General features: G+C 67.7%; 9 protein-coding genes. 2 read left to right on the forward strand and 7 right to left on the reverse strand.

The window, feature by feature from the left end:
• Positions 1-25 precede the first annotated feature (25 nt).
• Positions 26-1,255 carry a cytochrome P450 gene (locus AB0K00_RS47240; protein WP_363536173.1) on the forward strand — a complete coding sequence of 410 codons (1,230 nt, stop codon included), beginning with the start codon at positions 26-28 and terminating at the stop codon, positions 1,253-1,255.
• 1,039 nt (positions 1,256-2,294) lie between these two features.
• On the opposite strand, the gene AB0K00_RS47245 is transcribed toward AB0K00_RS47240, so the two are convergent.
• Together AB0K00_RS47245 and AB0K00_RS47250 are read right to left on the reverse strand one after the other, a co-directional pair.
• Positions 2,295-3,641, reverse strand: a complete 1,347-nt coding sequence (locus AB0K00_RS47245; RefSeq protein ID WP_363536176.1) for an FAD-binding monooxygenase — start codon at positions 3,639-3,641, stop codon at positions 2,295-2,297.
• Between the two features lie 243 nt (positions 3,642-3,884).
• Positions 3,885-4,946 (reverse strand): glucose-1-phosphate thymidylyltransferase, encoded by a 1,062-nt coding sequence (locus AB0K00_RS47250; protein WP_363536179.1) that lies wholly within the window; start codon positions 4,944-4,946, stop codon positions 3,885-3,887.
• 938 nt (positions 4,947-5,884) lie between these two features.
• Between AB0K00_RS47250 and AB0K00_RS47255 the strand changes: the two genes are divergently transcribed.
• Positions 5,885-6,709 (forward strand): dihydrofolate reductase family protein, encoded by an 825-nt coding sequence (locus AB0K00_RS47255; RefSeq protein ID WP_363536182.1) that lies wholly within the window; start codon positions 5,885-5,887, stop codon positions 6,707-6,709.
• A gap of 141 nt (positions 6,710-6,850) precedes the next feature.
• On the opposite strand, the gene AB0K00_RS47260 is transcribed toward AB0K00_RS47255, so the two are convergent.
• From AB0K00_RS47260 to AB0K00_RS47280, 5 genes are all read right to left on the reverse strand, one after another.
• Positions 6,851-7,378, reverse strand: a complete 528-nt coding sequence (locus AB0K00_RS47260) for an NUDIX hydrolase (RefSeq protein ID WP_363536185.1) — start codon at positions 7,376-7,378, stop codon at positions 6,851-6,853.
• Positions 7,379-7,518: 140 nt separating this feature from the next.
• Complete coding sequence (locus tag AB0K00_RS47265; RefSeq protein WP_363536188.1) at positions 7,519-8,166, reverse strand: MerR family transcriptional regulator; 648 nt, start codon at positions 8,164-8,166, stop codon at positions 7,519-7,521.
• 223 nt (positions 8,167-8,389) lie between these two features.
• On the reverse strand, positions 8,390-9,205 hold the full coding sequence (locus AB0K00_RS47270; protein ID WP_363536191.1) for a TIGR03084 family metal-binding protein: 816 nt from the start codon (positions 9,203-9,205) through the stop codon (positions 8,390-8,392).
• A 187-nt stretch (positions 9,206-9,392) separates the two neighbouring features.
• Positions 9,393-10,751 (reverse strand): cation:proton antiporter, encoded by a 1,359-nt coding sequence (locus tag AB0K00_RS47275; protein WP_363536194.1) that lies wholly within the window; start codon positions 10,749-10,751, stop codon positions 9,393-9,395.
• 151 nt (positions 10,752-10,902) lie between these two features.
• A complete protein-coding gene (locus AB0K00_RS47280; protein ID WP_363536197.1) occupies positions 10,903-11,766 on the reverse strand; it encodes a maleylpyruvate isomerase N-terminal domain-containing protein in 864 nt (287 codons plus the stop codon).
• Between the last annotated feature and the right edge of the window lie 62 nt (positions 11,767-11,828).

Below are 11,828 nucleotides of genomic sequence, written 5' to 3' on the forward strand. Positions count from 1 at the left end.
AGTCATCGAGTACGAAGGATGTGCAATGACACAAGACACCGGCGTGGTGGCCCTCGAGGCAGCCGACTTCGACGATCCACGCGTGCTGTTGTCCAGGCTCGGCAAGACTCGGCCGATCCACCGGGTCACCCTGCCGGACGGCATGCCGGCCTGGCTCGTCACCGGTTACAGCGAAGGACGCAAGGCGCTGGCAGACCACCGGTTGGCTCGCCGCGGCAGCGCGGCGGCGCCTGAGTTGAACCCGTTTCTGCAGGGTATCTACAACGACGGGTTCTTCCCGCATTCCATGGTGTTCAACGACCGCCCGGACCACACCCGGATGAAGCAGGTGGTGTCGCAGGCGTTCACGCCGCGGCATATGGAGCGCCTGCGTCCCCAGGTTCAGGCGATCACGGACAGGCTGTTCGACGCGATCGCTCCGCTCGGTCAGGCCGACGTGCTGGAGTCGCTGGCCCTGCCGCTGCCGAACGCCGTGATCTGCGACTGGTTCGACATTCAGCGGGAGGACCGCGATGAGTTCGTGGCGCACTGCGGCGTGATTACCGGGTTGACCGTGTCGGTCGGCGACGACGGCATGGGTAAAGCCAGTCGTTGGTTCGACGAGTACCTGACCGCGGTCATCGCCGAACGCCGCGCTCGCCCCGGTGACGACATGATCTCCGCCATGCTCGCGTCGCAGGAACAGAACCAGAATCTGACGGACGTCGAGCTGCGCTCCAACATCTTCCTCATGCTGATCGGGTCCGTTGAGACGGCCGTCAACATGATCTCCAACGGCACGCTGGCGCTGCTTCGCAACCCGGAGGCGATCGACCTGTTGCGGGCCGACCCGAGCCTGCTCGGTGGCGCGATCGAGGAGATCCTGCGTATCGACGCGCCGGTCATGACCGTGATGTATCACTTTGCCACTGAGAAGCTGACCATCGGTGACGTTGAGATCCAGCCCGGCGAGCACGTCGCAGTGTCGCTGACGGCCGCCAACTATGATGCCGGGCAGTTCCAGGACCCGGAGTTGTTCGACATTCGTCGGCAGCACGACCGGCACCTGAGCTTCAGCCACGGAGTCCACTTCTGCCTCGGTGCGCCATTGGCCCGGCTGGAGGGCGAGGTCTTCTTCGCCACGCTGCTGCGGCGGTTGCCGGACATCGCCCTGGCCGTCCCGGACCGGGATCTGACCTGGAAGCCCAGCTTCCTCGTGCACCGGCTGCACAGCCTGCCCGTGGCGTTCACCCCGACGGCTCCAGTCGCGTCCTGAGGCGGGGCGCTAATTCCTCGAGTTGGTGGACCGTAAGGCCGCCGCCGGACGATACGGCGGCGGCCTTACGTGTGTCCCCGGGCCTTTCCGCTGCCGCGCTGGCACGCACGCAGCGTCCCACGGCAGCGCATGATTGCCAACGGACCCGGCGCCCGAAGGCCGGCTACGGCAAGCGGCCTTGCACGCGTGCCGCCCTTCAGGCGCTGGGAGCTGATCGGCGACCCCGGCGCAGCCGACGTTGCCGATCGATGTCGCCGGGCCATGTCGCGGATCGATGCGGAGTGCTCTGCGGACAGGACTGCGGAAGCGGCGGCGGAATGCTGGCCCTTTCGCCGCAGACGCAGGCGGCGCCGGGTGAACCGGACGGTGCCGGCCTGACGGCGCCGGCGACATCGCACAGATGGTGCGAGATGTGTTGGGCTTCGGGCGGCGAGATCGGCGCTGCGGGGCAGCACGGGTAGTGGTTTCACCGCCGTCGCCGATCCGGTTGAAGGGCGTCGATCACGTGTCGACCTCGGCGAGGCCGCCGAACAGGGTGATCGTCCTGGTAGGACCGCGGGCCGGTAGCTGACGCGACGGACCGTGCGCCGGCGTCGACGACGGACACTCCGATGAGGGTCATCAGGATCCGGGTGGGCGCCGGAGGCGTGGGAGCGGGTGTCCTTCACCGCCCAGTCCACGTCGGCGGGCGTGGCCTGTCGCCGCGATGCCGGGCCGTTTGGCTTTGCTACGTCGATCATCGGCTTCCGGCCGGTGACGATGTCGGCCACTGCACCGGTGGGCTGCTGCCGCAGTGACGTGACCTCCTGGCGGCCTGCTGCGCGGGACGGCGCTCGGGTCGCTTCGGGGTGCAGACGCGCCCGGCACCGCACTCAGCGTCGTGATCGCTATGGCGGACACCCTGCGGGGTGGGCGTGGATCGCTGCGGACGCAGCGTGCGCCGGTAGCCCGCAGGACGCTGGTGACTGCGCCTGCGGGCACGGACTCTACGACGACGCCTGCGGTTGCAGGTCTCTGGACGAATGAACTCGGCGCCGAATCAGGCTGTTTTGGTCGCGTGCTGCTGCGCGTCGCGCAGCACCTTCCAGATCACGCTCGGACGCATCAGCGCCGTGGGCGGGTCCACGAGCGAGGCAGTCCGCATGAACACCTCGGTGAGACTGGCGTCACGGGTGGCGGCCGCCTGCAGCGCCCTCATGTAGCGATGCATCATCAGCAGCATGGGGGTGCGCCGACCCTCGACACCCGGGTAGCTGAGATTGATGCCCTCCGTCATCTCCCACGCCGGGTCGATGATGCGTCCCACCGCGGCGGCGAACTTCTTCGGGTCCGGCGCCATTCCGGCGCGCAGCTGATCGCGCAACGCCAACGCCTGCAGCGCCGACAATGTCTGCGCTTGAGCGAAGACCGGGTTGGGGGTGCAGACCGCGTCACCCATGATGATCAGACCCTCGGGGAGGCGCGGCAGTAGCTCGAACCGTCGGCGCATGGTCGTCGGGAACCGGAAGAGGACCGGATCGTTTAGCGGTTCGGCGTCGATGATCGCCTCGTAAATCTCCGGTGCTGCCAGGGACTTGACGAAGCTGTTGAACCCCTCCGGGTCGATCGGCGGGTGGTCACCGAGGATGCCGTACGTAGTGAGTTCGACGGTGCCGCTGTCGGTCTTGGTGAAGATGGCGCCACGCGGCGACTGCGGCGACGCGACACAGATGATCGAGTGGTCCTTGCCAAACGGGTCGAACCGCAGACGGTAGTGCCGGGTGGCATAGCCGAGACCCATCTTCGTGCCTTCTTCGGCGACCCGACCGTACCCCATCTGCTCCAGCCACAGCGGGGAGCGCGAACCGCGACCGGAGGCGTCGACGACGAGGTCGGCCTCGAGATGCTCCTCGATGCTGTCCTTCTCCTGCCGTCGTAGCTTCACACCCAGGACCTGCGTGCTGTCCGGCGTGGTGAGCAGGCCCGTGATGTCGTGCCGCTCCATGAAACGGACGTTGTCCATCGCCTCCAACCGCTCTCGCAGGTGGAGTTCCATGACCGGGCGCCGGGCGGCGACATTCGTTAGCCCGGCCCGAGTCTGGCGCAGTGGCTTGCCGTTGAAGTACCAGCGAACGGTCCCGGCGAGGTCCGTCAGGGGGCAGCCGGCGGCGACCATCTGCGCGGTGATCTCCGGGAACAGGTCCTCCATGGCACGCGCCCCGCGGGCCAGCAGTCCGTTGATGTGGCGGGCCTGGGGTGAGCCGCGCCGGGGCTCACGGACGCCGATGAGCTCGTCGCGGTCGACGATCACCACTTCGTCGTACGCTTCGGCGAGCGGGCTGACGGCGAACATTCCCGTGACGCTTCCGCCAAGCACCACGGCGCGTTTTCCGACATGGCTACCCATGTATGTCAGCTCCCTACTGCGCTTCGGATGAGCCCACAGACATCAAGTCCGGCCTGTGAGACACAGAATGCATTGTCGGTCATTGCGAAACCCACTCCTGACGACATCTCGACGTTGACACGATTTGCCTTTCAGAGGTTTCTAGATGGCATCCTCCCAGCGTTCCCAGGGCCGAACAACTTCATACATGCCGGACGCGAAGCGATGCTTGCAGGCCACTGTTGAGCTGATTTGACGCTGACGTCAGGCGATTTCCACGCGTGCGTCGGCGCCGACAATCAGCCGATGGGCCGAGCCCTGATCGGCACGTCCGATAAACGCACGGCGGCCGATGACCGCGCCGTCGAGGTGACCTGGATCGACGATCCTCACATCGTCCATGACGATGGAGCCGTCGATCCTGGCCGAACGCACCAGGCAGCCGGCGCCAATCGTGGTGTACGGCCCGATGGTACTGTCCTCCACCACGGTATTCGGACCGATGAACGTCGCCCCGTACACGTGCGAACGCAGCACCTTCGCACCTGCCGCGATAATCGCCTGTGGATCGACGGTGCTGCTCGGGTCGACGTAGCCCGACGCCTGACCGCGCTGACGTCCGAGCAGATACCTGTTGCATGCCAGCAGGTCGGCGATGTGTCCGATGTCCTGCCAGTAGCCCTGCAGTTCGCTGGCGCGCACGTCTGCGCCTGAGTCGACCAGCCACTGCAGGGCGTCGGTGAGCTCAAGCTCTCCGCGGCTGCTCGAGGGGATCGCCTCAATCGCCTCGTGCACAGCTCGGGTGAGGAAGTACACGCCGACGACGGCGAGGTCGCTGGCAGGCACCAGCGGCTTCTCGACCAGTCCGCGGACCCGCCCGTCGGCAGCGACGTCAGCCACACCGAACGGCCGGGGGTCGACGACCTGGCGTACGACCAGATGCGCGGCCGCGCCGGTGCGCTGGAACGCTGCGGCAATGCTGGTGAGGTCGCCGGTGAGCACGTTGTCACCGAGATACATCACGAAGTCGTCGTCGCCGAGAAAGCCGCGTGCGACCTGGACAGCGTGGCCGAGCCCGCGTGGACGGTCCTGCTGGAAGTAGGTGACCTGCATGTGCCACGCTGACCCGTCGCCGATGGCCTGGCGGATCTGCCTGCCGTGCTCCCCTACCACGATCGCAACGTCGCGGACCCCGAGGTCTCGGATCCTGGCCAGGACGTGGGCCAGGACCGGCTCACCGCCGACGGGTACCAGCTGCTTGGGAATGGAATAGCTGAGCGGACGCATCCGGGTGCCGGTTCCGCCCGATAGCACCAGCGCTTTCATCGGTGTATGTCCTCCTCTTGCGGCGCCGTCGGTGGACCACTGACCGAATCAGCGGACTCCGCAGCGGGCGGGGCCGGATCGGCACGCCGAACCAACGACACATGGCCCCGTCCGGTCCGATCTGCCCGGGTCATGACGGCTGCCGGATATGCTCGCGAGACGCATGGCAGCGACTCACAGAACCACAACAATCGATCATCCTTTCTCCGTTTTCTCGGCGTTCCGGTCGGATTCGACGCAGTTACCGAGCGTGGTAGAAGGATGACGAACATTCGACTCGGCCATGCATTTCGGACTTCAGCCTGCCGCCGGCGGGGAGTCTGAGTCTTCTCTCCCTGTGCGCTCTGCGTCCTGCTGCGGAACGCCCGCGCGTCGCGGCTCCAGCTCCGGGCCGGAGGGGGCTCCCGCTCTAGGCCGTGCCGCAGGGCATTCGAACGTGGCTGCCCTCATTGACTGTCTCCGATTGCAGGTCAACGCGCCAGGAGCCGACTGACGGGCATCTTCATTGCATGGAGACCAGCGTGGTCCGGAGGCCGCCACCTCGCGAAGCCAGCGTTCAGACACTGACCGCCATCGACGTCGTCCAGGGCCGCCGCAGTCACGGGACACGACGCGCCGACGATCCCGGAGTCGGCACGAGACTCGCGGCGGATGCGATGATGAGCACGGCACCGCGATCAGTGAAACTGCGGACCGATCCGACGCGGTCCGCCTATGACGAAATGTCCCCTACGACACACAGGGCCGTCGACTGCACTCACGCAACAACCTAGGATCGGCACCAGGCAATTGCGTCTTCAATTGTGCCGAATTCCGGCGCCAAGCGTCGTCGGCACCGCGCAGGTCGTCACAAATGACCGCTCGCCCGAGCCCCCGAGACCGCTGACCAGGAGGTATTCATGCCCCCAACGCCACGCGCCAGGCAGGCAGCAGAGACCATGCCCACGGCGGCTGCGACACCCGCAGCCAGGGACACTCCTGCCAAGGCAACTCCGGCCAAGGCCACAAGCGCCGCCAAAGCAGCGCCGGCCAGGGCCGCCAAGGCAACTCCGGCCAAGGCCGCTGCCAAGGCAGCCCCGGGGAAGGCTGCCAAAGCAGCGCCCGCCAAAGCCACGAAGGCGACCAAGACGACGCGAGCCGCTGCCGCGACCAAGCGGACTGGCAAGTCCAAGGGTCGCATCGTCGTCGGGAACATCACACTGTCAGTCGACGGACGGTCCAACGGACCCGGTGGCGACTACGACATGGGGTGGATCGTCCCCCATGCCATCACTGACGGCGCTCATGAACATCTCGCCGAGCTCACTGCCTCGAGCACCACCGTGTTGCTTGGCCGCAAGAACTACCAGGGCTTCGGTTCGTACTGGCCGGGGGTCGCCGAGAACGAGGACGCCGACCCGCGCGACCGCGCCTTCAGCCGCTGGCTCAACACCGCGGACAAGGTCGTCTTCTCCAGTACCGTCACCGACACCGACTGGCAGAACACGACCATTGTCAACGCCGACCCGGCCACCGTGGTCAAGGACCTCCGGCAGCAGGACGGTGGCGACATCGTCGTTCTGGCAAGCAGCAGCGTGATCCGCAGCCTGCTTGCCGCAGACGAGCTGGACCGGCTCAGCATCCTGCTGTGCCCGGAGATCGTTGGCGGTGGCGCGACCCTGTTCGACGGCGGCCTGCCCTCGTCCGGCTGGCGGCCCGCCACCGACGTTCGCACCACTGAAAGCGGAGCTGTGCGCCTGATCATCGACCGCGTGCGCGACTGACCCGAGTTGACCCGATCGACCGGCCGCCTCCGATCATTCGGGGGCGGCCGCCCACGACCCGTTCGCCGGATCGAGCCGTGCCGCAAAGATCCGGTGCGTGCAGCACGCCGCGTTCACGGCGCCGGGCGACCACGCACGGCATCACCCGACGCGTTCGAGCAGTGCCAGCAACGCCAGCAGCGTAGTGCCGTCAACGATCTCGCCGGCACCGATGATGCGGCGCACATCGGCGAGCGGGACCCAGACGACTCGCTCGGACTCGAACCGGTCGGTGGGCGCACCAACGTGAACCGCCCCGTGCCCGACGAAGACATGATGGTGCGCACTGATCAGGCCACCCATCGGAAAGAAGTCGACCAGCGGCTCGAGTGCCCCCGCCGGCCGCCAGCCGGTCTCTTCGAGCAGCTCACGTGCGGCCGCCCGGTCTGATCGCTCGCCGCGCTCGATCGCACCGCCGGGCACTTCCCAGCCCCACGTGTCGCAGATGAAGCGGTGCCGCCACAACAGCAGCACCCGGCCGTCGTGAACGACGAGCGCATAGGCGCCGTTGGCGGTGCGGACGATCCGATGATCGAACCGCGGCCCATCGGGCACATCGACGGTGGCAGTCTGCAGGTGGACCCACTGGTCCTGATACAGCGTGTGAGCGCTACCGACGGTCCAACGCATCGCGCCTCCTGTGGTCAGCCATGCTCAACTGGCACGCCCGTCGACGGTCCTGAGCCTACATGTGATCGCTGATGCGCTGGAGCGTCCGGCCCCGCCCGAGACCCGCCGAGAGTGACGCCGCGCGACCCGCCGGGTATCTGCTACAGAACTGCGGAGCCGGCCTTTGACGCGCTGATCATGAGTCGGTGTTCCACGGCGAGGCGTCGCAAGACATCGAACGCCGCGTCGGCGGTCACCAGGCGTGCCATCATGGTTGCCTGGCTGACCGGCTGGGCCGCCGACTGGACAGTGCCGGCGGAAAGGAGCTCGAGCAGTCCGGCGACGAACTGTTCGGCCGTGCCGGCCAACGCGTCCAGGTCGGCGCCGTCCAGTAACGCAACAGCGTGGGCGAGTAACTCCCGTTGCGGGCCAGCTGCTTCAACTTGCCAGCCGCAACGCTCCAGCAGGGCGTCGACCCGGGCACGCGCAGCGGCGGGCGCCGGCTGTTCGATCGTGGACGGCTTCGCACCGCGAGCGCGACCGAAGATTCGGTAGATCTCGATCGTCGGAACGCCCGGGTCGTCCATTGCCTGTAGCACCTCTCGCACCGCGGCGATGCTGAGATGACCTATGCCGGTCAGGACCCGGATCAGCCGGAGCCGGACCAGATGTGCGGTGCTGTAGACCGCCTGGTTGGACGCCTTGAGTGTGCCCGGCGGCAGCAGCTGCTCCCGAACGTAGAACTTGATCGTCGGGACCGGAACACCGCTCTGGGCACTGAGTTCCGATATGCGCATCGCATTAGACACGAGCCCTCCTCGTCCGTCGCGGTGGTCATTCGGCCGGCGCGTTGCGGGGCAGCGGCGGAACTGCCTCGCACGGGTGCGAGGTCGCCGGCCGGCACGTCGTGCCGGCCGGCGATCCGCCATCTCCATTCGTGCTGTCACCGCAGTTGACTGGCACCACCCGGCCGGGTCGACATTCCAGGACGGCGCGGCCCGTGGATACCGCCGGGTGAGGGCAGTGGGGCCGTCAGGCGGGCAGCTTGGACGTGGCAAACTGACCGGGTGCTCGGCCTTTGCCGGCCGGGCCACGATAAGCCTGTGCTAGCTCGAGCCACGTACTTGCGTCGGCGCCGAAACCAACCAGACCGAGGTCGCTGTGATGGCGGCGCCGGGTCGCGAGCAGACACAGGTCGACGGCGGAGCCGATGACCGCCTGGGTGGCATCGGCCGGGCCGTACTTCCACACTGCACCCGACGGCGCTATGACCTCGAAGCGGAACTGTTCAGCCGGCGGCGTGAGGTTGTTGGCCTGGTATCCGAACTCCCACGTGTGCACGACGAACCCAACGATCCGCTTGATGCGGTCGGTGCGTTGCCGTTCGACGCCGAGTGCGTCGGCGATGTCCTGACCGTGGGCGAACAGCTCGGTCATGCCAGCCGCGCACAACACGGCGGGCGGGATCGGTCGGACGAGCCACGGCACAAGCGTCGCGTCGGGAACTGCGGCAAGCGCTGCAACGCCGGCGTCGCGTTCGGCCCGCCATCGGGTGAGCAGTGCTTCGCGCGGCAGGGCGAGGTATTCCTCCAGTGCGGCGTTGACGGCCCGGTCGAAGGCACCGAAGCCGCTACCGATGCGCTGGGTCAGTGCGTTGAACGCCTCCGGGCTGCTTGCGGCCAGGCCGGCGATGCGAAAAACGAACGCGAGATGGCCGGCCTGATGGGCAACGGTCCAGCCCTCGGCGGGTGTTGGCAGCGTCCACTGCGAGTCGGTCAGGCCGGCGAGCATACGGTCGACGTCCTCGGCGTCGGCGACGAGGTCGGCGATCACGTCTTGTTCGGTCACGGTGCAACCTCCGGTCAACGGGTGGAGCGGGTCGGGTCAACGCATCAAGCCTGCGGCCCTTCGGCGACGGTGTCGTCTCCGTCTGTGCCCGGGTGCGGCTGCGTCGGCGCTGGTTGCCCCGCGTCCGCCAGGCGGTCGCCTCGCGATGCGCGTCTGTCAGCCGGGCGACCGGTGTCAGCGGAGGGATTCACGGACGCGGCTGGTCATCGCGATCCACAGTGGACTGCTTCAACCGTCCCGGCGTCAGGCCGTGCCATGTGTCATGGTCGATCTCCCGGAGCCGTTCCTCGTCAGTGTCGGCGATGCGCCGCATAGCCAGGCGTAGCAATGGCGGCGTGATCATCGAGGTGGCGATCGCCACCAATACGATCACTGTGTATCCGGCGACGTCGAGCACCTTGAGGCGCAGCCCAGTCAGGGCCACGATCACCTCGATGACCCCGCGGGCATTCATTCCCGCGCCGAGGGCAAGGGCTTCCCAACGGCTCAGCCGTCGCAGTCGCGCGCCGAGGTACGCGCCGGAGAACTTTCCCACCACCGCGACCAGGAGGACCACAGCCGCGGTCAGTACCACCTGCGGGCGGGCCAGCGCCGTAAGGTCCATACGCAGCCCGGCGGTCGCCATGAACAATGGGGCGAGCACCGCGAAGACAACTGTGCGAAGCCCGGCCAGTTTCGGCTGTGCGGCCCGGGAACTGGCGACCAGGATGCCGGCGACGAAAGCGCCGAACACCGGCTCCATGCCCAGCGATTGTGTGGCCACCGCGCCGAGCATGATGACGATGACCGCCGTCGCGACCGCTGAGGCGTCGCTGGGGCGCCCAGCGGCGACCGCCATCACCTTGCGCACCAACAGCCGGCCGACGGTGGCCGCGAAGGCGAGAAAGCCGATGAGGTACAGCACCGACAGCGTCACCGTGCCGGCGCTGACCCCGATCGTCGCTGCGGCTGCGACGACTGACAGCATCAGCCAGCCGAGGGCGTCGTCGATGAACGCCGCGGCGAGCGTGAGCTGCCCGATGTTGCGGTGCAGCAGTCGCATGTCGGTCAACGTCTTGGCGATGACCGGGATCGCCGACACACACATCGCGACGCCAAGGAACAGTGCGAACACCATCCGGTTGGCGGGCCCGCCCGGCACGTCGGGCAGGGGCAGCACGTACCCGAGGGCGATGCCGGCGGCCAGGGGAATCAGCAGGCCACCGAGGCTCACGCTGAGTGCCGTGGCCTGTTTGCGGCGGAGCATGCCGAGGTCCAGGTGCGTGCCGGTGACGCCGACCAGCAGCAGGACGCCGAGCTGGCCTACAGCGTCGACAAGGTGGATTTGTTCAGCCGAACCAGTCAGCAGCCGCCTCGTGAGGTCAGGCGCCAGGTGGCCGAGCACCGACGGACCGATGAGCACGCCTGCGGTGAGTTCGCCGACCACGGATGGCATCCGGCACTGCCCGGCGATCGCACCGAGCAGCCGGGCACTCAGCAGCAGTACGGTGATCCCGACCAGGAACGCCAGCAGCTGCTGTGGTGCAAGGGGGGCGGGAACCGCCATGACGTGCTCCTCCCGTCGTTGCCGACAGCGACGAATCGGCCCGGCGGGAGGAGCGCTGCACCTCGGTCGACGAGCGGATCTCCACCCATTGTTCGGCGGGTACGGTCGCCGTGACGCCTCCCGCTGTGCGGTACTGGGCGGGCGCCGGCGTTCAGGGGCGGGCGTTATTGGGCATGTGCACGACCCGCAGGAACGCGCGCAGCCGCCATGGGCGGGGACCGCCGACGACGACGTCCCGGCTGGCCGCGGCCCGCAGAGCGCTGATGCGGCCGAAGAGCATCAGATTGAAGCGGGCGGGGCGAAACGTCAGGCTGGCGTCGTATGGGCCGCCCGGCGGTGCGACCTCGACCCGGCCCTGATGCAGTTCCAGGATCGCTGTCGTGGTGTGCGCGGAACGAAACCTTACCGCGATGCGGTGTTTCGGCATCCGGACGTCGGCGTTGAGCAGCGCGCCGTAGTCGTTGCGGATCATGTCGACGAGGAACAGGTCGAAGAACAGCGCCGCGTCGGCGTCGGGCATCGGCCATGGCAGGCGGGCCGCGCGCGCCATGTCCCAACCGTGCACCAGCATCTCGTTGACGAGGTGCGCCAGCACCCCGGCGACGGTAACCTGCGCGTCACCGAGCCAGGTGACCGTCGAGGCCGGGTTGGCGGTGCGGGTGACGAGCAGGATCCGCTCGATCGATGTCTGCAGGTCATGCCTGACGACTTCGATGTCGCGTTCGGGGAGGTGCCGCATGACGTAGGAATTGGTGTCGGCGACGGTGTCGACGTTCGTAGCTGACAGCAGCTCACGCAGCCCCGGCACCGGCGGTGGCGGCGCGTCGGGGTCGAGCAGTAGCAGGCACAGTGTGGCGATGGACAGCACATGGGCAGCAGAGTCCGCGATGGACCACTCCGCGGTTGCCATCGCCGCGGGATCGGGAGTGGATCTGACGAGCGAGTCGAAGCGCCGGCCGGTGTCGAGCACGGCGGCCCGGGCATGCTTCCAGCGTTCCTGCGGCACGGCAGTCATCGGCACCATCCCAGGAGACGTATTCGGGGCCGCGTCGGCGGCCCCGAGGCACGACGGAACGA

The organism is Dactylosporangium sp. NPDC049525, from assembly GCF_040676755.1.
Classification (GTDB): domain Bacteria; phylum Actinomycetota; class Actinomycetes; order Mycobacteriales; family Micromonosporaceae; genus Dactylosporangium.